Annotated in this window: 13 protein-coding genes and 1 riboswitch; of the genes, 6 read left to right on the forward strand and 7 right to left on the reverse strand. The window is 73.5% G+C overall.

Annotated features, from left to right (window positions below):
- Positions 1-14: 14 nt before the first annotated feature.
- Both E0F75_RS24535 and E0F75_RS24540 read left to right on the forward strand, forming a co-directional pair.
- Positions 15-2,300, forward strand: coding sequence for a CHAT domain-containing protein (locus E0F75_RS24535; protein WP_187624726.1), 2,286 nt, complete (start codon positions 15-17; stop codon positions 2,298-2,300).
- Positions 2,301-2,310: 10 nt separating this feature from the next.
- Positions 2,311-5,478, forward strand: coding sequence for a hypothetical protein (locus E0F75_RS24540; protein WP_187624727.1), 3,168 nt, complete (start codon positions 2,311-2,313; stop codon positions 5,476-5,478).
- A 668-nt stretch (positions 5,479-6,146) separates the two neighbouring features.
- On the opposite strand, the gene E0F75_RS24545 is transcribed toward E0F75_RS24540, so the two are convergent.
- Both E0F75_RS24545 and E0F75_RS24550 read right to left on the reverse strand, forming a co-directional pair.
- The gene (locus tag E0F75_RS24545; protein ID WP_187624728.1) at positions 6,147-7,670 is read right to left on the reverse strand and encodes an aldehyde dehydrogenase family protein; all 1,524 of its coding nucleotides are present in this window, start codon (positions 7,668-7,670) and stop codon (positions 6,147-6,149) included.
- A 44-nt stretch (positions 7,671-7,714) separates the two neighbouring features.
- Positions 7,715-9,109, reverse strand: coding sequence for a GAF domain-containing protein (locus E0F75_RS24550; protein WP_267499543.1), 1,395 nt, complete (start codon positions 9,107-9,109; stop codon positions 7,715-7,717).
- A 92-nt stretch (positions 9,110-9,201) separates the two neighbouring features.
- A riboswitch (ZMP/ZTP riboswitch) is annotated at positions 9,202-9,310 on the forward strand.
- Between the two features lie 28 nt (positions 9,311-9,338).
- On the opposite strand from E0F75_RS24550, the gene E0F75_RS24555 reads away from it, so the two are divergent.
- Positions 9,339-10,193: a bifunctional 5,10-methylenetetrahydrofolate dehydrogenase/5,10-methenyltetrahydrofolate cyclohydrolase gene (locus E0F75_RS24555; RefSeq protein ID WP_187624729.1), complete on the forward strand. Its 855-nt coding sequence runs from the start codon at positions 9,339-9,341 to the stop codon at positions 10,191-10,193.
- A 135-nt stretch (positions 10,194-10,328) separates the two neighbouring features.
- Complete coding sequence (locus E0F75_RS24560) at positions 10,329-11,474, forward strand: hypothetical protein (protein WP_229312820.1); 1,146 nt, start codon at positions 10,329-10,331, stop codon at positions 11,472-11,474.
- Here E0F75_RS24560 and E0F75_RS24565 read toward each other — a convergent pair.
- Both E0F75_RS24565 and E0F75_RS24570 read right to left on the reverse strand, forming a co-directional pair.
- Complete coding sequence (locus tag E0F75_RS24565) at positions 11,455-12,831, reverse strand: SWF or SNF family helicase (protein ID WP_187624731.1); 1,377 nt, start codon at positions 12,829-12,831, stop codon at positions 11,455-11,457. The two genes, E0F75_RS24560 and E0F75_RS24565, sit on opposite strands and share 20 nt — an antisense overlap.
- The gene (locus E0F75_RS24570) at positions 12,828-15,983 is read right to left on the reverse strand and encodes a DEAD/DEAH box helicase (protein WP_229312821.1); all 3,156 of its coding nucleotides are present in this window, start codon (positions 15,981-15,983) and stop codon (positions 12,828-12,830) included. Before E0F75_RS24570 ends, E0F75_RS24565 begins: the two co-directional genes overlap by 4 nt.
- A 393-nt stretch (positions 15,984-16,376) precedes the next feature.
- Between E0F75_RS24570 and E0F75_RS24575 the strand changes: the two genes are divergently transcribed.
- Positions 16,377-17,468 carry an acyl-CoA desaturase gene (locus E0F75_RS24575; RefSeq protein WP_187624733.1) on the forward strand — a complete coding sequence of 364 codons (1,092 nt, stop codon included), beginning with the start codon at positions 16,377-16,379 and terminating at the stop codon, positions 17,466-17,468.
- Between the two features lie 87 nt (positions 17,469-17,555).
- Positions 17,556-18,101 carry an MOSC domain-containing protein gene (locus E0F75_RS24580; RefSeq protein ID WP_187624734.1) on the forward strand — a complete coding sequence of 182 codons (546 nt, stop codon included), beginning with the start codon at positions 17,556-17,558 and terminating at the stop codon, positions 18,099-18,101.
- Positions 18,102-18,260: 159 nt separating this feature from the next.
- On the opposite strand, the gene E0F75_RS24585 is transcribed toward E0F75_RS24580, so the two are convergent.
- The 3 genes from E0F75_RS24585 to E0F75_RS24595 all read right to left on the reverse strand — a co-directional run bounded on the left by E0F75_RS24585 (position 18,261) and on the right by E0F75_RS24595 (position 21,408).
- On the reverse strand, positions 18,261-19,649 hold the full coding sequence (locus E0F75_RS24585) for a tannase/feruloyl esterase family alpha/beta hydrolase (protein ID WP_187624735.1): 1,389 nt from the start codon (positions 19,647-19,649) through the stop codon (positions 18,261-18,263).
- A gap of 223 nt (positions 19,650-19,872) precedes the next feature.
- Positions 19,873-20,910, reverse strand: a complete 1,038-nt coding sequence (locus tag E0F75_RS24590) for a hypothetical protein (RefSeq protein WP_187624736.1) — start codon at positions 20,908-20,910, stop codon at positions 19,873-19,875.
- Between the two features lie 162 nt (positions 20,911-21,072).
- A complete protein-coding gene (locus tag E0F75_RS24595) occupies positions 21,073-21,408 on the reverse strand; it encodes a hypothetical protein (RefSeq protein ID WP_187624737.1) in 336 nt (111 codons plus the stop codon).
- Between the last annotated feature and the right edge of the window lie 26 nt (positions 21,409-21,434).

Here is a 21,434-nt window from a genome sequence, read left to right on the forward strand (position 1 = left end):
GCTGCGAGGCACCTATGGCCAGTGTTTCCTCTCAACAGTCCCCCGAGCAGCAGGAGGAGGAGCGTCGCGAACGAGACCGGCTACGCACGCTCCAGCAGCAGGTCCGCGAGCGTGCGAGCCGCCGTCTGCGCGGCAACGTTCGTGCCGCGCGCGACACGCGTCCGGACATGGACCGCCTGGCCGTGGCGGTTGCACGCGCGAAGCCCGGCACTCGACGCCGAGCGGCCGCCGTGACGGCCCTGTCCGCAGAGCTACTCCTCCGCTTCCGTCAGAGCCCGGAGAAGAACCTCGCCGACCTCGTGACGGCGATCCGGCTGCTGAGCGAAGCGGCTGGCGGTCGGACGGCCGAGGATGCGGCCGGCCGTCAGCACGCCGTGGACGACGCCCGCGTGGAGCGGATCGTGGGATCGGGCAGCTCGGCGGATGCCGCGCGGGTGGCGTTGCTCGTCGAGTGTCTTGAGGAGTGGGCGGCCATCGAGCGGGTTGCACCCCCGGGCGGGTGGGGGACGGAGCCGGGGCAGGTGCCGGACCTCGACGTGCTACGGCGGCGACTGGCCGGGATGGCGGCTGCACCGGCTCGACAGCGGGTTCGCATGCTGCACGCCTGCGGCAGCGCCCGCGCGGCCTCGGACGGGCCAGGCGCCGGGTACGAGGACATGGTCGCCGCCGTCGCCCTGCTGCCCCGGACGATCGGATGGGGCGCTCCCCCTGGGGGCCCGGGATCGGCGACCGAACAGGTCGCGCTCAAGGCCGCGGTCACGGCGGACGCGGCGGCCTGCGCCATCGCCGCCGGGCGCCCCGTCGAGGCGATCGAGCTGCTGGAGACCGGCCGTGGGGTGGTGTGGGACCAGTTGCTGCACGCCACGATTCGGGCCGAGTTACGGGCCGTGGACCGCCGGCTCGCCCGACGCATGGACCGGGCCTGCCGCGAACTCGAACGGCCCGGCCGACCCGGCGAGGAACCCGACCGATACGCGGAGCGCGACGTGGCGGCAGAGCGGAACGCCCGCCCCGACACACCCTCCGCAGAGGTCGCACGACGGTGGGGGCTGGTCCTCCGGCTCACGGAGAAGAGCGCCAGGCGGCGCGAGCGGCGCTGGGCGCGGGCGGCCGAACGCGCCCAGGGACTCTTGCCCGACGCCACCTTCCAGACGGTGAGCTACCTCTCCGACATCAGGCCCGCCGCCGCCGAAGGGCCCGTGGTGGCAGTGATCCTCAGCCGGTTCGGCTGTCACGCCCTGCTCGTGACGGCGGAGGAAGACGCCCCGCGGGTCGTCCCGCTGCCTGCCCTGACCTTGCGGGCAGCGCAACGCAACGCCCGCGGCTATCTCACCGCGTTGAACCAACTGACCGGGGCGGAGCGGGAGGCACGCATCCAGGCGACACTGCACTGGCTGTGGGAGACCGTCGCCGTGCCCGTCCTCACCGCGCTGGCCCTGCCCGGACGCACCGGGGAGAGCGCGGACGGCGAGCTCCCACGCCTGTGGTGGTGTCCTTCCGGGCCGCTCGCGGTGCTCCCCCTGCACGCCGCCACACCGCGGCCGGGCGCGGGCAGTACGCGTGCCGGGGCCGGGGAGCGGGTCGTGTCCTCGTACACCCCGACCCTGCGCAGCCTGATCTCGGCCCGCAAGGCCCGGGACCTGCGCCGGAACAGCGGCAAGGGCAACCAGGGCGGGAATCCGGACGGCCGGGATCGGCTGCTCCTGGTGTCGGCAGGCGGCCGCGCCGGCCATCAGGTCCTTCCGGCGACGGCCCGCTTCCGTGACTTTCTCACCGGCCTCCTTCCGGAGGACCTGCTGACCACGCTGCACGGGGCGCAGGCCACCGCCGGGAACGTGAAAAGCGCGCTGGGCCGGCACAGCCGGGTCCACTTCGACTGCCACGGCCGGCAGGACCCCGTGTCACCGGAGCGCACCGGCCTGGTGCTGCACGACCAGGATCTGACCATCGCCGACCTCGCCGACGTCCGCGCGAGGCGGCCGGAGTTCGCCTTCCTCGCCGCGTGCTCCACCGCGGCACCGGACCACATGGACCTCGACGAGATGATCTCCGTGACCTCCGTCCTGCACTACCGCGGCTATCAGTCCGTCATCGGCACGATGTCGCCCGTCCTCGACACCAGTACCGAGCGCGTGGCCAAGGCGGTCTATGGCCGGCTCACCGAGTCCCGCCCCGAGGCGCGGCCGGAATCGCCGCCGGACTCTGCCGCGACCCTGCTGCACGATGCCGTGAGCCGGGAACGCCGACGGCGTCCCCGGCACCCGAGCACGTGGGTGCCGTTCATCCATGTGGGCGTCTAGCGTGGCCCCCGTGCCCGAGCGGGCCCTCCCCGCTCTCTTCGCCGTCGCCGGCGGCGGGCTGACCCGTGCCGACCTGCTGGCCCTGACCGACCTCCCGCCGGACAAGCTGGGCGCGGCGATCGCCGCCGCCTCCAGCACCGGCCTCGGCCGGGCAGCGAGCCGCTGGACCGGCGGGGCTGTCCACGTGATCGCCGACGCCGGGCAGCGGCAGCGGGTCACGGACGAGGCCGGGCAGCGCGTCACGGCGGACTGCGCCGCGGCCCTGCATGCGTGGGCGGAGTCGTACCGCGTGGGCGGCTGGCCCGACGGCACCCCGGAATACCTGATGGACGGATACTTCCGCCTTCTGGAGTCGACGGGCGACGTACACCGAATGACGGCCTGCGGTACCGACCGGGCGCGGCACGCGCGGCTGCGCGCGCTCACCGGTGGCGATGTCGCCGCGGTGCACGAGGTCGCGGCCTGCCAGGCCGCCCTCGCCGCGCAGGACGCCCCCGACCTGGCCGCTGCCGCCGTCCTGGCGCTGCTACACGACGAACTGAGCGTCCGCGGCGACCGGCTGCCCACCAGCCTGCCCGCGACCCTCACTGCTGCCGGCGACTCGGTACGGGCCGACCAGCTCGCCCGCTCCTTCGCCGCTCCGGCTCGCAGGGCTGGCGCTTTCACCGGCCTGGCTCTCGCGCTCCTGGACGAGGGCCGACTCGCCGAGGCGCGGCGTGCGATCGACGAACTCGTCCTTACCATCGCCAAGTTGGGCGCATCGGACGAGAAGGTGACGGAGGACGCGGTGCTGCGGCTCGCCGCCGCGGGCCAGTGGACATCGGCCGAGCGTATCGCCCGCGCGGCCCCCTCACGGTCGGCCAGGGTGGTCGTGCTGCGCGCGCTGGTGGACGCTCAGATCGCCGCAGGCCATCTCGACCAGGCCGAACACCTCGCCCTGACCCTCACCTCCGACGACGGCGGCACCGACGGCTACCACGGCGACGACACCGGCGGCGCTGACCGTAGGGCGCTGATACCGGTGATCGCCGCGCTCGCTGCCGACGGGCAGGGTGCTCGGGCCGAGTCGCTGGCCCGCGCCTTCCCCGGCCCCGACTCGATTCGGGAACATGGCGGCGTCCTGGCCCTGCCCCACCTTGTCATGGCGCTCGCCGCGACCGGGCAGGACGAGCAGTTCCACCGGCTCGTTCGCGCCGTGCCCGACGAGCGGAACCGCAACAGGCTGCTGGCGACCGCCACGATGGCCGCACCCCACGACGTCGACCAGGCGGAGGAGGCGGCACGTTCCGTTGCCGACGATCTCGACAGGGCCGAGGCCCTGAAAGGCGTCGTCGTCCGGCTCTTGCTGGCAGGGGATACCGAACGCGCCCTCTCCGTCGCGCGGGAGATTCCCGTCGGGCCCCTTGTCCGCGCGCTGCGGGAGAAGTTGGGCCAGTCGGATACGGAGTTCTTGTTGGATGGGCTCGGCCACCATGCACGGCCGGGCGTCGTGCGGGCGCTCGTGGAGCAAGGCCAACCAGACCTCGCCGAATCCTTCGTGAGCCGCATCTCGAACGACGGCGACTGCGCGGCGGCCTCCTGCGAACTGGCTGTGGCCCTCGCCATGACGGGCAACACGGCTCGAGCCGAGGCCCTGTACGCTGAGCACCGCCGCCGCCTCAGGTTCGACGACTCGGCGGTGCTCAAGGCGGTGGCCCTCACCCACCTGGAGACGGGGGCCCTCGACGAGGCCCTACGGACGGCGCACACTGCCGACACGCCGCATCTGGCACTGCAGCTTCTGCGCGACATCGCGGTGTGGCTGGTCGAGAACGGAATGACCGCCGAAGCGGAACGACTCGCGGCAAGCCAGGATGATCACCCCGAGATGCTGGCCACGATCGCTGCCACGGCCGCCGCCGAAGGGGATGCGGCCACCGCCCGTCGGCTCGCGTGGCGTGCGGCGGAGTTGCCGCAAGCGACGCCAGGGCTTCCCCCGTTGCGACTGCTCCTGCTCGCTGAGGCACTGGTCGAAGGGGAAGAGCACGCTTTCGCGTGCCAACTCACGGAGCGTGCCGTCGCCTTGGTCGGAACCTCCAATGATGTTCTGCTCAGTCGCGCCGCGGTCGTCCTGGCCCGCGCCGGGGACCTCTCCCGGGCCGAGACGCTGGCCCGCTCCTTCTCGTTCTGGTCACACCGGGAACCCGCCCTGGAAGCTGCGGCGTCGGCGTACGTGGACGCGGGCGACGTCGCCCGGGCACAGTCCGTGGTGGACGCCATGGACAGCGGGCATGAACACAAAGTCCGGGCGATGGTCGCGGTCGCGACAGCATTGACGCGCGCCGGCGACCGGGACCGGGCCCGGGTGGTCGCCGCCGAGGCCAAGGGGATCGCTCAGGATCTGTCCTATGGGCAGGGGCCGGCGCTCCTCGCCGTCATCGGTGTCCTGCTCGGCCTCGGCGACGTCGCCGAGGCCGAGCAGGCGGTCGGCGCCATCAGCGGCTACCACGAAAGTGAAGCGGCGCGGAAGATGGTGTCCGAGGCGCGCACGGAGCCCGTCGCGACGGACGCCCCTCGGCGGACGTGGGTGTCCGAGGGGCCGGGTGAGGTACCCGCGGTCGTCGCGGAGGTGGCTCGCTGGTTGAAGGAGGCCGGCGACGAGGCGGGCGCCGCCCGACTGCTCGCCGACGCCGCCGAGGACGCACGGAACGCAGACACTTCTCGCGACGCGAGGGACGCAGAGGCTGGACTCCCCGCCCGAGTGAGCCGACTGCTTGCCCGCGGGCTGTGCGGCATCGGCCGGCTCTGGGACTTCGTCCTCCCGAGCCTCGCCGCCGTCGACCGGACCGTCCCCGTCGCGGTCGCCGAGGCTCTGGGGCTCGACCACTCCGCTCCGCGCGCCGTCGACCGGCGACACGGGTGTTCCTACGCCGGTCTCACTGCGGACCAGCTCATCGCTAGCGTCGTGCTGTGCCGTCGTGCGGGCCGCGCCGAGAATCCGGACCTGCTCGTCGTCCTCGACGAACTGCGCCGGGACTACGGCCATCACGCCTGCCCCTTCGCCGCATCCCTCGAGCGCCTTGCCTACGGAACGCATGGCCCCGCTCTGTTCCAGGAAGGAATGCAGCCTGACGAGGCGGAGATCGTCAGCAGGATTCTGGAAGAGCTGTCGGGCGGCCGGGGGCAGCAGGCGCCCTGAACCCTCGAAGGCCCCGCTGAATGGCGCACGGCCGCCGAGGTGCGCCACTCAGCGGGCACATCGGCGCAGGAGGCGGATCGCGAGCGTCTGGCGGGAGTGTCGGCGGCGGTGCGGCCGACGAAAAAGTCACTGGGCTCGGCGTGGCCCCCGCCGCGTGAGCTCTCGCGGTGGAATGCGGTGCGACGGCATCAGCGCCAGTTCCCCACAGGAGCCTACGCAGCAGGCGGCCTGACTCCAGGTTCGGGGATGCCCTCCTGATGCTCGGGGGGTACCCGCGACGGCGCGCCAGCCTCGTGCGGAGTCACCGGCAGCGGTGAGGTGTTCGCTCTTTGGCGTCTCAGGTAGGTGGCACAGCGCCGGGCCGGCCAGAGCATCCAAGTGCTCTTCCAGTACTACGCCAAGTCCTGGACGGTCTTCAGGAGCATTCCAACCGGCTCATCGAGGAGTCGATGCAGGAGTGGAGCCGGCGCAGCGAGGACAGCAGCCCCAGGGGCTGAGCCGCAATCTGGCCCGTGTATGGCCCGGAACTGCTGGTCAGAACTGGGATACGGCTGGGATGAACTGGAAGAAGAGGGGCATTTCGACGCCTCCCCCAGGGGAAGGCTCGAGCGCTCCAAGAAGGCGCCTGACCCGGGGAAACCCCAGGTCAGGCGCCTTCTTCCGTGCCGCTAGAAGAAGCCGAGCTTCTTCGGCGAGTAGCTCACCAGCAGGTTCTTCGTCTGCTGGTAGTGGTCCAGCATCATCCGGTGGGTCTCGCGGCCGATGCCCGACTGCTTGTAGCCACCGAAAGCGGCATGGGCCGGGTACGCGTGGTAGCAGTTGGTCCAGACGCGGCCCGCCTGGATGGCGCGGCCCGCGCGGTAGGCCGTGTTCGTGTCGCGGGTCCAGACGCCGGCGCCCAGGCCGTACAGGGTGTCGTTCGCCGTGCTGATCGCGTCGTCGAAGTCCGTGAAGGACGTCACCGCCACCACCGGGCCGAAGATCTCCTCCTGGAACACCCGCATGCGGTTGTCACCCTCGAAGATCGTCGGCTGGACGTAGTAGCCGCCCGCCAGATCGCCTCCGTGCTCGACGATCTGGCCGCCCGTCAGGATCCGCGCGCCTTCCTTCTGACCGATCTCCAGGTAGGAGACGATCTTCCGCAGCTGCTCCGCCGACGCCTGCGCGCCGATCATCGTGTCGGTGTCCAGGGGGTGGCCCGGGACGATCTTCTCCGTGCGGGCGATCGCCGCCTCCAGGAACTCGCCGTAGTGGCCCCGCTGCACGAGCGCGCGCGAGGGGCAGGTACAGACCTCGCCCTGGTTGAGGGCGAACATCGTGAAGCCCTCGAGAGCCTTGTCGCGGAAGTCGTCGTCCGCCGCCCACACGTCGTCGAAGAAGATGTTCGGCGACTTGCCGCCGAGTTCCAGCGTCACCGGCTTCAGGTTCTCGGAGGCGTACCCCATGATCAGCCGGCCGGTCGAGGTCTCACCGGTGAAGGCGATCTTGGCGACGCGCGGCGAGGAAGCGAGCGGCTTCCCGGCCTCCTCGCCGAAGCCGTTGACGACGTTCAGGACGCCCGGCGGCAGCAGATCCGCGACCAGGCTGAGCCAGAAGTGGATCGAGGCCGGGGTCTGTTCGGCCGGCTTGAGGATCACCGCGTTGCCCGCGGCGAGCGCCGGCGCCAGCTTCCAGACCGCCATCAGGATCGGGAAGTTCCACGGGATGATCTGCGCGACCACCCCCAGCGGCTCGTGGAAGTGGTACGCGACGGTGTCGTCGTCGATCTCGCTCAGCGCGCCCTCCTGGGCACGCAGCGCTCCCGCGAAGTAGCGGAAGTGGTCGATGGCGAGAGGGATGTCGGCGGCCAGCGTCTCCCGGACCGGCTTGCCGTTGTCCCAGCTCTCCGCGACCGCGAGCGCCTCCAGACTGCTCTCCATCCGGTCCGCGATCCGCAGCAGGACGGCCGCCCGCTCGGCCGGCGCCGCCCGCCCCCACGCAGGGGCCGCCGCGTGCGCCGCGTCGAGGGCGCGCTCCACGTCCTCGGCGGTGCCGCGCGCGACCTCCGTGAAGGGGCGGCCGTCGACCGGGCTCGGGTTCTCGAAGTAGCGGCCGAGCGCCGGAGCGACGTACGAGCCTCCGATCCAGTGGTCGTAGCGGGCCTCGTACGACATGAGCGCGCCCTCGGTACCGGGTGCGGCGTAACGGGTCATGGGCATGGCCTCCCTGGGACGCGCCGGCCGTCCCTGGCCGGCGCTCACCGGCGAGTGTGCGGACCCGGACGTTGCAAGACCGTTGCACCGGCGGACAGTTCCGCCTCCAGGGAGTCGAGACGCGCGCGTACGGGCGGGAGTCGAGCCGCCGGAACCGCCGCGCACAACGCCCGCCATACCACCAGGTCGTCCTCGCCCCAACTGCTGTACGCCCAGTCCGCGAGCAGCCCGGGATCGCCCCGGTCCACCAGCGCCGCCCGCAGCCGGCCCGCGAGCCGCTCCCGCAGCCGTACGACCCCGGGGGCGAGCGAGGCCGGAAGCAGCGGGCCCGCGTACTCCCCGGCCGCCGCCGCGACGGCCCCCGAGGCCAGCCGCCGGTCCACCGCCGCGAAGTCCGCGTCCACCCCACCCGCCAGCCGGTACGGGCGCGAGCGCAGCACATCCGGCCCCAGCAGTGCCCGGAGCCGAGACAGCTCCGCCCGCAGCGTCACCGGCGTGACGGACTCGTCCTCGTAGAGGAGCGTGAGGAGCTCACCGCCGCCGACCCCTTCCGGGCGGTGCGCGAGCAGCACCAGGATCTCGCTGTGCCGGCGGCTCAGCCGGACCCGCCGGCCGCCGAGCGACAGCGACGCCTCGTCCCGGCCGAGCGCCGCGAGGCTCGCCCTGCCCGCTCCCGGCGCGGGCCCGAGCAGCGCGAGCTGCGACTCCGCCGCCCGCGCCACCGCCTGGACGAAGCCGAGACTGTGCGGATGCGCGAGCCGCCTCCCGCCCGTGATGTCGACCGCGCCGAGCACCCGCCCGCTGTGCGGGTCGTGCACGGGCGCTGCGGCGCAGGTCCACGCCCGCACCGGGTGCCGGAAGTGCTCGGCGGCGACCACCTGGACCGGCCGGTCGACCGCGAGGGCCGTGCCGGGCGCGTTCGTCCCGGCCGCCGCCTCCGACCAGCGGGCCCCGGCCACGAAGTTCATCCCCCGCGCCTTGCGCAGCGTGGCCGGGTGGCCCTCGACCCACAGCATCCGGCCGGCGGCGTCGCACACCGCGAGGAGATGCTCCCCGTCCGTCGCGTACGCCGCCATCAGCTCCCGGATCACCGGCATCGCCGCCGCCAGCGGATGGCCGTCCCGGAAGTCGGCGAGCTCGTCCTCGTCCAGCTCCACCCGGGCCGCTCCGTCCGGACTCACGTGCGCGCGTGCGGAACGGCGCCACGACGCGGCGACCAGCGGCCGGACCTGCCCGGAGCCGGGGGCCTCGACAGGGAGGTCGGGCGCCGGCCCGGCGTCATGGAGTGCCTCGCCGGGACCGGGTGCCGGCTCGGCGGGGCCGGGCGTCGCCTCCCCGCCACCGCGGGCCGTCCCGTCCGCCTTCATCGCCCGTCCGGCCACCCACGCGTCGCTCAACTCGGCCTCCTCGTCGAGGTCGTCCCGGCCCGTCGGGCTCATCGTGAAGCGCGGGGGCGCCGTCGACAAGCGCTTGGGCACGCCGTCCCGCGCACCCTGTCCGGGACCGGCCCCCGACCGCTCACGTACAGTAGGGCTCGGGCCGTGACTGGCGCTTGAGGTGGATCACCACCGGGGAGCGGCCCGGCGGAGGCGTGCTCGACCGGCGCGACCGTACCGATGCCGTGCGCCTGGGCGAATCACCTGTCAGAGACGACGCCCAGGAGTTGCCATGTCCACCAGCACCGCCACCCTCATGGACGGCACGGCCCTCGCCCGCCGAACGGTCGAGGAGACCGCCGCCCGCGCTGCCGAGATCACCCGTCGCACCGGTGTCACGCCGTGTCTCGCGACCGTCCTGGTCGGTGCGGACCCGGCCTCGGTCACGTACGTGAAGATGAAGCAGAACCGCTGCGCGAAGGCCGGAATCCGCTCCCAGCACGTCGAACTGCCCGCCACCACGACGACCGAGGAACTCGTCGCCGCGATCACGGCCCTCTCCGAGGACCCCGAGGTCCACGGCATCCTCCTCCAGCACCCCGTCGGCCCGCACATCGACGAGCGCGCAGCCTTCGAGGCCATCGCCCCGGAGAAGGACGTCGACGGCGTCACCATGGCCTCCTTCGCCGCCATGGGCTTCGGCCTGCCCGGCTTCGTCTCCTGCACGCCCGGCGGCATCATGCGCCTCCTCGATGCGTACGACGTGGAGATCCGCGGCAAGCGCGCCGTCGTCGTCGGCCGCAGCGCGATCCTCGGCAAGCCGGCCGGACTCCTCCTCCTCGGCCGCGACGCCACCGTCACCTACTGCCACTCCCGCACCGAGGACCTCTCGTCCGTCGTCCGCGAGGCCGACATCCTCGTGGCCGCCGTCGGCAAGCCGAACTTCATCAAGGGCGCGGACATCAAGCCCGGCGCCGTCGTCATCGACGCCGGCTACAACCCGGGCAACGTCGGCGACGTCGACTTCGCCTCGGCCGCCGAGCGCGCCTCCCTCATCACCCCCGTTCCGGGCGGCGTCGGCCCCATGACCATCGCCGTGCTCCTCGCCCAGACCGTCGAGGGCGCTGAGCGCCAGCTCGGCCTGTAGGACCGGTTCGTGACGGGGCGGCGGAAGGGGCGGCGGGCGGGATCGAGGCCGACGATGGTCACGTTTCTGTACAGGCCGCTCCCCGCACCCCCAAAAAGGTGGCAGCGGAGCCGCCGACGGGCGAATCTTGACCCTGTGCCCCACCCGTCCACCTCCACCCCGTCGCCGGACCGCCGACCGGGCGAACCCCACGCGCTCGGTGAGCCCGACTCGTTCGACACGTTCGACACGTCCGACCGGTCGGACCGCTCCGACCGCTCCGACCGCTCCGACCGCTCCGACCGTGTCGACCTGTCCGTCCCGTCGGATCTGCCTGATGTATCGGATGCGGTCGATGTGTCTGACCCGAGTGACCCGTCCGACTCGCTCGGTGAGCTTGGGGCGAGTGGTGTCTCCGGTACGGGCCCGGTGACCTGCTCTGCCACACCTGCGCGACCTGGTGCCGGTTCCGACTCCGGCTGGTCGCCCCGCATCGTCCGGCTCGGCGCGCCCCGGCCCGGGCCGGCCGCCCGGGGCGCCCGCCGGTTCGGCGTGCCGCTCGTCCCGCTGCTCGTCGCCGGGCTCGTGGCGACCGCGTTCGTCGCCTCGCGGGGCGGGACCGAGCAGAGCCTGTCCACGGCCGAACGGCCCGGCGGCGACCAGGTCGGCGCGCCGTCGCCCGTCGTGTCCGGCGACGGCCGCGCCGAGGCCACCCCGCCGGGCGGCGGAGGACCGACCGACACACGCACGGGTGACACCGGGGCAGCCGGCGTCCGCACCGCCGACACGCCGTCGGCCGCCGTGACCGCTGACGCCACGCCGGCCCGTACCACCTCCCCGCACCGGACCGCCGACCCCGGGGAAGTCACGGCCGCGACGCCCTCCCGGACCGGCGGCACCACCGCCACACGCTGGCCGACCCGCCCCGCGACGGGTGGCGCCGGCTCGTCCCGCCCCGTCTCCTTCGAGGCGCTGAGCGTCGGTGACTGCTTCGACATCGACCGCGGCGCGCCGGGCACCGCACTCCGGCGCTCCTGCGACACGCCGCATCACGCCGAACTCGTCACCCGGCTCCGCCTCACCGGTCTCCACGCCACGGACACGGCGATCCGTGAGGCGGCCACACTGCTCTGCCGCGAACCGCTGCGCCGCAAGGCCGCACGGCAGCCGCTCGGCACGCGCTGGACCACCTTCGTCCAGTACCCGTACCGGACGAGCTACCTCCTCGGCTCGGACGCCATCGCCTGCAGCCTGGCCGCCACCTCCACCGGTGACGGCACCCTCAGCCGCCGGCTCCAGTAGGACCGGCGGCGAGGGCCGTCGCCAGAGCCGTCGCCGGATCCCGGTCCGCCGGTCCGGCGGGGGACCAGCGGGCACCCGACTTCAGGTAGGGCCACCATCGCCCGTCCTCGCCGAGCCGTAGCTGCGCCTCCGCGCCCACCACCGTCCACCGCGCGCCACCCGACCGCCGCAGGGCCGGGCGCTCGTCGTCCTCCCAGGCCTCCGTGAGCCGGGTTCCCGCCCAGGCGAGCGCCTCGGTGTCCGGCGTCCAGTCCTCCTCCAGTACGGCGAGGGCGGCGGCGCCTCCGAATCCCCACGCGCGCGTGGCGAGGTCCATCTCCGCCCCCGTCCGGCCCGAGCCGGAGGTGAGCCGCGCCGTGATCCAGGGCATGGGGGAGTCCGACGCGAGCCGCACCGCGTCCTGAGCGACCGTCAGCGGAGCCGTGGGAGCCGTCGGAGCCGTGGGCGCCGCAGGCACCGGGGACCCTCCGTTGACCGACGCCTCGCCGGACGCCCCGACGGCGAGCGCCTCCACCAGCATCCGATGCGCGCGGCCCGCCGTGTCCGATGCGAGGAACTCCAGGGCAGCCGGTTCGACCCCGGGCTCCGGTTCCGTCTCCGTGTCCAGGGACGGCGACCGGCCCGGCGCGTCCTGAACGACCGGAGGCGCGGGGAGCGGCGGGACGAGGAACCCCGCCGCGTAGGCCTCCTCGGCCGACACGCCCGGCATCCCTCCGGCGCCCTCGGCTGTGTCCGCGCCCGGTGTGTCGTCCGCTCCCCGCCCACCGTGCGCGGCGCGCGAGGCGCTGCGCGCCTGCAACTGGTCCAGGAGGGTGTGCTCGCCGCGCCCGCGCATGAGGAGCAGGACGAAGGGGTCCTCGTCGAGCAGGCGGGCCACCTGGTAGCAGAGCGCCGATGAGTGCGGACAGTGGTCCCACGCCTCGCAGCCGCACTCCGGGTCGAGATCCCCGATCCCCGGCAGCAGATCGAGCCCCGCCGCCGCCGCGTCCTCGACCAGGTGCGGCGGCATCTCGCGGTCGAGGAGCGCGGCGATGTGCCCCGCGCTGTCGACGGCGAGGTCCAGAAGCCGCTCCCACTCCTCCTCCGAGAACTCCCGCACCAGGACGTCGCTGCGGTACGCAGTGCCGTCACGGTCCTTCACCACCGCCGTGATACGGCCCGGCCGCACCGACACGGCGCCCACCGCTCCCGCGCGCGCGTGCCGCCGTCCCGCCTTGAGCTGCTGGCCGTCGAGCGCGGTGTCCTCCAGGGCCTTCAGCCATGCCAGGCCCCACCAGGTCCTGGCGAAGGCCGCACCCCGCGCGGGAGGCAGCGCCGCGAACGTCCGCTCGTCGCCCTCGTGTCCGTACCCGCTCATCGTGCGTCACCCCGCAGTCGTACGAGCTCCGCCAGCTCGGCATCGGTCAGTTCGGTCAGCTCAGGCGGGGTGTCCCCGCCGGTCCCGAGGACGGTGTCCGCCAGCTCCCGCTTGCGGTCGAGCATGGTCGCGATCCGGTCCTCGATCGTCCCCTCGGCGATCAGCCGGTGCACCTGCACCGGGCGGTCCTGCCCGATCCGGTACGCGCGGTCGGTGGCCTGGGCCTCCACGGCCGGGTTCCACCAGCGGTCGTAGTGCACGACGTGTTCGGCGCGGGTGAGATTGAGCCCCGTGCCGGCGGCCTTGAGGGAGAGCAGGAAGACCGGGACCTCGCCGCTCTGGAAACGGGCGACCATCGCCTCGCGCTCGGCGACCGGCGTCCCGCCGTGCAGGAACTGCGTCCGCACGCCCCGCGCCGCGAGGTGGGCCTCCAGTAGCCTGGCCATTCCCACGTACTGGGTGAAGACGAGGGTGCACGCGCCCTCGGCGAGGATGGTGTCGAGGAGCTCGTCGAGCAGCTCCAGCTTGCCCGAGCGGCCCTCGATCCTCGGCCGGTCCTCCTTGAGGTACTGGGCGGGGTGGTTGCAGATCTGCTTGAGCCCGGTCAGCAGCTTGACGACCAGGCCGCGCCGCGCCATGCCGTCGGCCGCGGAGATCGCCGCCAGGGTCTCCCGTACCACCGCCTCGTAGAGACCGGCCTGTTCCGGCGTCAGGGAGACGGCCCGGTCGGTCTCCGTCTTCGGCGGCAGCTCGGGCGCGATGCCGGGGTCCGACTTGCGGCGGCGCAGCAGGAACGGGCGGACCAGCGCCGCGAGTCGCGCGGCCGCGGCCGGGTCCCGGCCGCCCTCCACGGCGGCCGCGAACCGGGTCCTGAAGGCGCCCAGGGTGCCGAGCAGCCCCGGCGTGGTCCAGTCGAGGATCGCCCACAGCTCGGAGAGGTTGTTCTCCACCGGCGTGCCGGACAGCGCCACGCGCGCGCGTGCCCCGATGGTCCGCAGCTGCCTGGCCGTCGCCGAGTACGGGTTCTTGACGTGCTGCGCCTCGTCCGCGACGACGAGTCCCCAGCTCCGCTCGGCGAGTCGCATCGTGTCGAGCCGCATGGTGCCGTACGTGGTGAGGACGAAGCCGCCGTCGGCGAGGTCCTCCAGGTCACGGGTCGCGCCGTGGAAGCGGCGCACCGGCGTGCCGGGCGCGAACTTCTCGATCTCGCGCTGCCAGTTGCCCATGAGGGAGGTCGGACAGACGACGAGGGTGGGCCCGGCGGAGGCCGGGTCGGACTGGCGGTGCAGATGCAGCGCGATGACCGTGATGGTCTTGCCGAGACCCATGTCGTCGGCGAGACATCCACCGAGGCCGAGCGAGGTCATCCGGTGCAGCCAGTCGAGCCCGCGCAGCTGGTAGTCGCGCAGGGTCGCGGCGAGCGCCGGGGGTTGGGCGACCCGCGGGTGGCCGCCCTCGGGGTCGGCGAGCCGCTCCCGCAGCCGCTCCAGCCAGCCGGTCGCCGCCACCTCGACGGGCCGGCCGTCGAACTCCGTGGTCCCGGTGAGGACGGCCGAGAGGGCGTCCACCGGAGTCACCGTGCGGTCCTGCTGCGACCGGGCCCGCCGCACCTCGGCCGGGTCGACCAGCACCCAGCGGTCACGCAGGCGGACCAGGGGCCGCCCGGCTTCGGCGAGCCGGTCGAGCTCGGCGCGGGTCAGCTCCTGATCGCCGACGGCGAAGCGCCAGTTGAAGCCGAGCAGGGCGTCGGCGGAGAGGAAGGAGGGGAGGGTCGAGGAGGAACGTGCCTCCTCGTCCGCCGCCTTGTCGGTGCCGAACTCTTCGGTACCGGCCCCGAAACCTCCGGTACCGGCCCCGAAACCTCCGGTACCGGCCCCGAAACCTCCGGTAGCGGCCCCGAAACCTTCGGTATCGACCCCGGACCCTTCGGCGGTGCGCTGTCCTTCCGGCAGTTCCCCGCCGACCGGTCCGATCACCGCACTCGCCGTCAGCCGGTCCGCGAGCTCGCGCGGCCAGTGCACCTGGACACCTGTGGCCGTCAGGGCCCGGCCGGCCGTACCGAGCAGCTCCGCGACCTCCTCGTCGGCGAGTTCGACGGTGTCGGGCACCGCCGCCGTCAGGAGCGGGGCCAGCGGGGGCCAGGCCCGCGCGGCGCGTCGGAGGGCGAGCAGGGCGTCCATGCGGGCCCGGGGGCCGAACGCGGCCGCCGCCCGGCCGGAGCCCGCCCACACCTCCGCCGCGTCCGCGACGAGGGTCGGGTCGGCGACGCCGTGCAGCTGCAGGACCGCCCGGAAGTCGGGAGCCTTCTCCGACTCGGCGGTGAAGCCCGGAAGTTCGAGCCGGAGCGACAGCCGGACGCCCGCGTCGTGCACTGCCGCCACATCGGCGGCCCACGCCCGCTGCTCGGGAATCGGCTGCGGCGCGTCGGCGGCGAAGGCGGGGCCGCCGGCGGCGAGCGGAGCGGCCGGGGTACGGGGGAGGGTGTCCGCGACGGCGTCGGCGAACGCGCGCAGCAACGCCTCGGGTTCGGGCAGGAGTAGCGGCTCGTCCGACGAGAGCGGTACGGCGTGGGCCTCGGGAGGCATCGACGCGGCGAGTGTCCGCAGTGCGGCGAGCTCGCCGGGCCCGAGCGGACCGGCCCGCCACGCGTCGGCGTCACCGGGGGTGAGGCCGGGCAGCAGCAGGCCGCGTGAGACCAGGTCGAGGGCGAGGAGCGAGGCGGCACCCCAGAAGGCGCTCGCGGGCGACGCGGTGTCGGAGAAGCGGGCGCGGGTGAGCAGCGGCAGGGAGTCCCGTACGGAGAAGGCACGCGCGGGGACGGTCACCGGCCGGAGGCTCTCCCCGTCGACGACCGTGATGTCGACGGCTGTGATGTCGATGCCAGCGGCACGAGCGGTGTCGGTGTCGGTATCGGGGTCGGTCCGGGCGTCCGGCCGGCTGCCGGCCGTGAGGGCGTCGGGGCTCGGCAGCGCGTCACCGTCCGCGGACCAGAAGGCGATCCGGCCCGCGCGGGCCGGATCTGCGGGGAGGAAGACGGCGGAGTGGCGGGTGAGTTCGCGGGAAGTGTCCCGGGAGGTGTCCTGGGCGGATACCGGAGGGGGTACCTGGGCAAGTTCGCGGGCGGAATCATCGGGTCCGTGCGACAGCGACAACGCATTCCTCAAATTTGACTACCTGAAGTCCGAGCGGCCGAGGGTACCTCACCGCACCGGCTCGCCGAGGCGCCCGCCTCGCGTGATCCACGACACAGTCCCCCGGGGGTGGGGCGAGCCCCACCCCCGGCCCCCGGCGCACCCCCGACCGTGGACGGGTGGTGACGCCATGGCCCCGGACGATCACGGATCCGTAGGTTCTCGGTAGGCGCCCAACGACCTTCACCGGCACCGGCATCACCCTCACCGACACCGGCATCACCGACACCGACACCGACACCGATGCCGCCACCGACACGGTGACGGGCGCCGCCGCCGTCACGGACACCGTCACCGCCGCCCTCACAGGCCGCGTCGCCGCCGACTTCCGACCGACAGAAACCGGAGCCCGCCATGTCCCAGGCCACCGTCCTGCCCCCGGCCGCCGCCGCTCCCGCCGCGGCGCCTGCCCGTGCCCGGGGCGGCAGCGAGTTCACCCCGCTCCTGCGGACGGTCAGGTCACAGGGCCTCCTCGAACACCGCCCCGGCTGGTACGCCCGCGGAATCGCCGTCAACCTCCTCGGCATCGCCGCCGTCGTGACCGGACTCGCCCTGATCGGTCCCTCCTGGTGGGCGCTCCTCCTCGCCGTACCCCTTGCGCTGCTCTCCGCCCGGGCCGCGTTCGTCGGCCACGACGCGGGTCACGCCCAGATCACCGCGAACCGCAAGGTCAGCCGGATCCTCCAGCTCGTCCACGCCAACCTCCTCCTCGGCATGAGCCGGGAGTGGTGGAACGACAAGCACAACCGCCACCACGCCCACCCCAACCACCTCGACAAGGACCCGGACGTCGCGGCCGACATCCTCGTCTTCGCCGAGCACCAGACGGCCGGCCGCACGGGGCTGCGCGGTTTCCTCACGCGTCACCAGGCGTGGCTGTTCTTCCCGCTGACGACCCTGGAGGGCATAGCGCTCAAGGTGTACGGAGTCCAGGCCCTGCTCGCCAAGGACGGGCCCTGCCGCTCCCGTCGCGAGCGGCTCGTCGAAGGCGCGCTGCTCCTCGCCCACTTCGCCGGCTACACGGCCCTGCTGCTCACCCTGCTCACCCCGGCCCAGGCGCTCGTCTTCGCCCTCGTCCACCAGATGCTGCTCGGCGTGCACCTGGGCATGGCCTTCGCGCCCAACCACAAGGGCATGGAGCGGCCCGACGAGCACGCGGACGGCGACGGCTGGGGTCACCTGCGGCGCCAGGTGCTCACCTCGCGCAACATCCGGGGCGGCGTCCTCACCGACTGGTTCCTCGGCGGTCTCAACTACCAGGTCGAGCACCACCTCTTCCCGAGCATGCCGCGCCCGAACCTTCGTCTCGCCCAGCCCGCCGTCCGGGCCCACTGCGCTGCCCTGGGCGTGCCGTACACGGAGACCGGTTTCGTGGACTCGTACCGACAGGCCCTCGGCCACCTGCACGACGTGGGCGCGCCGCTGCGGTCCGAGTGGGCCGAGTAGGGTCGCAGATGATCACATGCGATGTGATCATCGGTCCGGCGGTCGGTGCTTCGGCCGTCGGAAAGCGGAGAAGGGGAGCTCCTCGCCATGAGCGACGGCACGGTCACCACGGTCAGCAGCAACGGCACGTACACGTTCACCAAGCCCAACCGCGAGGGCATCACCCTCCTCGCCGGGCTCGGCGTGGAGGGCGACGTCCACGCGGGCGTGACGGTCAAGCACCGGTCGCGCGTCGCCCAGGACCCGACCCAGCCGAACCTTCGTCAGGTCCACCTCATCCACGCGGAGCTCTTCGACGACGTCGCCGGAGCCGGTTTCGAGGTCGCGCCCGGCGACCTCGGCGAGAACGTCACCACCCGGGGGATCGACCTCCTCGGCCTGCCCACCGGCACCCGCCTGCACCTCGGCAAGGAGGCGGTCGTCGAGATCACCGGACTCCGCAACCCGTGCGCCCAGATCGACAACTTCCGGCACGGACTGCTCAAGCAGGTGCTCGGCCGTGACGAGAACGGCGAGATCGTGCGCAAGGCCGGGATCATGGGCATCGTCCTGACCGGCGGCGAGGTGCGCCCCGGCGACCCGATCCGCGCCGAGCTGCCGGATGCCCCGCACCGCCCGCTGGAGAAGGTCTGAGCCACGGGTCTGAGCCATGGGTCTCAGTCACGGGTCTGAGCCTGGGCCTCAGTCACGGGTTGTGCCACGGGTCTGAGCCAAGGGTCTCGGCCACGGGGCCCCGGGCTCCTACCGGTCCCCAGGGCTCACCTTCTCCAGGGCGGAACCGGCCCCCGTAGCTCACCCCTCCAGGGCGCAGGAGTTCACCACGTCACCGCTCGCGGGTCGGGTGATCGTCCGGTCCGCCGGCGGATCCGTACCCTCCTCGACCCACTTCGTCAGCGCGTCGAACGCGGAGCGGTAGCACGGCAGGATCGGACGCAGACGGTCCGGATACGTGTCGTACAGGCCGTCGGTGTGCGTCCCGTCCTGCACCGTGTAGAACCGGTGCATCCCGCCCCGGCCCCGCCCGTCGATCATCCGCGTGTACACGTCGGAGTCGGTGGCGAGGGGCAGCAGCGTGTCGAGGTCGCCGTGGAGGGTGATGAGCGGCTTGCCGATGCGACCGGTGAGCGCGACCTTCGCCACCGCGCGGTGTACGGAGGCGGGCCGGGCGGCGTAGTCGTACGAGGCGTCCGAGGCGCAGGGTGCGAAGATCTGCTCCACGGTCCCGCCGGCGGTGGAACCGGGGCAGCCGGGGTCGTACGAGGGGTCGAACTCGGCCCGGAAGATCTTCTGTGTCAGACCCCAGTACGCCTTCTCGTGGTACGGCCACAGGAAGCGCGACCCGGGTGCGAAGCCTGCCTCGATCAGGTCCTCGTCGGAGGCCTGCCCGAGCGACCGGGCCACCGTCACCGGCAGGCTGGTCAGGAGGTTGGGGCCGCGCGAGGTCCAGAGCACGCCCTCCCAGTCGACGCCGCCGTCGTACAGCTCGGGACGGTTCTCCAGCTGCCAGCGCGTCAGATAGCCGCCGTTGGAGATGCCCGTCATGTACGTGCGCTCCGGGGCGCTGCCGTAGCGCTGCCGAACGGCCTTCTTCGCGGCCCGCGTCAGCTCCGTCACCCGGCGGTTCCACTCGGCGACCGCGTCCCCGGGACCGCGTCCGTCGGTGAAGAAGTCCGGTCCCGTGTTGCCCTTGTCTGTGGCCGCGTAGGCGAAGCCCCGGGCGAGGACCTGGTCGGAGATGAGCGCGTCCGTGGAGTACTGGCGCCGGGTTCCGGGCGCGCCGGTGACGACGAGGCCGCCGTTCCAGCGGTCGGGCAGCCTGATGACGAACTGTGCGTCGTGCGCCCAGCCGTGGGTGGCGTTGAGCCGCGAGTCGTCGGGGAAGTAGCCGTCGATCTGGACGCCGGGCACGCCCGACGGGTTACGGGTCCCGAGGGCGGCGAGGCCGGCCTGGTCCGCCGTGTCGGTGTACGGCGTGCCCGCGAGCCCGGCGGTCGTCAGATCCGCCAGGCAGGCGGACTGCTGGTGCTCGGCGCCGGGAACGTGGAGCCGGTCCTGGCGCGCGCAGTGCGTGGTGCTGCCCGCGGCTGCCCGCTCCTCCGCCCCGGCGGGCCCCGCGGGAGCCAGGACGGTGACGGCGGTCAGGAGTGCGGCGAGCAGCGGGACGCCTGGGAACAGGCGCATGGAGGCCTCCGGGGAGCGGGGGAAAGGGATGCGGCGCCACATCGTGCGGCGCACCCTCACCACCGGGCCATGGTCCCGGACCACACCTCGGGCTGTCGGGCCGTGTGGATCGGCATGACACCCTCGGCGGGCCTCCTGCCGAGCAGGAGGCGAGCAGGAGGCGATCAGAAATCGATCGGCTCGATCGGCTCGATCGGCTCGATCGGGGCCGATGGGGAGTCGATCAGGAGGGCCGTACCGCCATCGCGTCGAGCCCCTCGAGGAGCGCGGGCAGCCGCGGACCGCGGGCCACCGGCAGGACCTCGCCCGGCAGCTCGTCGAGCAGGACGAAGGCCATGTCGTCCGGACGCGCCACCAGCGACCAGCCGGGGCCGTCCGCGCGCAACGTCCGCACGCCCCCGTCCGTACCGGTGTCGGAGGACCGCACCCGCCCGATCGGCGGCGGCTCCTTGAGGTAGCCGCGGAGCTCGTCGAGGGCCCGGCGGACTCCGGTGTACGGGTCGGCGACGGCGTCTGCGGCCGCTGCCGCGCCGGTGGACGACACGCCCTCGCCCGATGTCGCCGCGTCGGTGGACGGCGCCGCCTTCGGGGGCGGCGCTGCCTTCTTGGGGGAGGGCCTCTCGAACCACGTCGTGGGCCTTGGCGCGGCCTCGGCCGGTGTCCTGGGCGAGGCGGCGGGCTCTGACGACGACACCGCGCTTTCGGACGGGACCGGCGTTTCGGACGGCACCGCCGCCCCCGTGTCCGACGACGCGCCGTCCGTCACCTGGCTCCGCCAGGCGGACCACTGGAGTGCCACCTCGTCCGCGCCGAGGCGCCGCTGGGCAGGCCCCCAAGCGTCGCCGGACGGCGGGACCAGCGGGGCCGGGTCACCCTCCTCCGGCTCCGGGTCGTGCGGGGCCGGCACGCCGGGCGCGCGCGTCACCACCGCGAGCGGCCAGCCCGGCAGCCCGGCGACCACCGAGTGTTCGTCGGGGGAAAGGTCGTAGGCCATGCCGCAGTCCCAGGAGGAGATGGCCACCGCGACGAGCGACACGTCGTCGACGACGACCGTCCACCGCGCGCCGAGCCCGTCCTGGCCGAACACGAGCCCGTACCCCTCGGCGTACGGCTGGAGCCCGAGCGCCGTGCAGGCCGCCGGGTAGTCGTCGCCGAGCACGCTCGGGAATCGCGCGGGCGTCAGCAGTGCCGCGGTCAGCACGAACAGCGCGTCGGCAGCGCCGTCGGCCTCGGCCTCGGCGATCGGGTCCGTCCCAGCCACGCATGCCTCCCCATCTGGTTGTCGGCGCACCTTAACCAGTGAGTAGGGAGCCCTGTCCATAGCCCGGCGCCGTGACCTGCATCGCCGTACGGGCGCGGGCCGGGCGGCAGACCGCGGCGCCGCCGCGTCTCCCGCGCTCGGGCCCGCCCCGCACCGCGAGCCCTACGCGTCGGCCTCAGGTCGCCCCGCCGGGTCCTCCCGCAGGCCCAGCAGCGAGCGGGCCACGACCCTCGGCGACTCGTTCCGTTCCCGGGCGAGGGTGAGGAGGGCCCGGCAGGCCAGCTCGTTGACGCCGAACGACAGCATGCCGGGGGAGACCCGGCTGGCCGCCTCCTCCGCCCGCGCCGGATCGTCCTCGGCGCACGCGGCCACGTACTCGGCGGCCGCCTCGAAGAGGTTGTGCCCCTGCCGGGGGCGCGCTGGCGCCGGCGCGGCGGCCTCGGGTGCCCGCCGGGCGGACGGAAGGAGCCTGCGCAGTCTTTCGGGTACCCGTGCCACGTCGCGCCGCCTTTCCCGGGCACGAC

The sequence above is a fragment of the Streptomyces sp. CB02980 genome (assembly GCF_014451325.2).
Classification (GTDB): domain Bacteria; phylum Actinomycetota; class Actinomycetes; order Streptomycetales; family Streptomycetaceae; genus Streptomyces.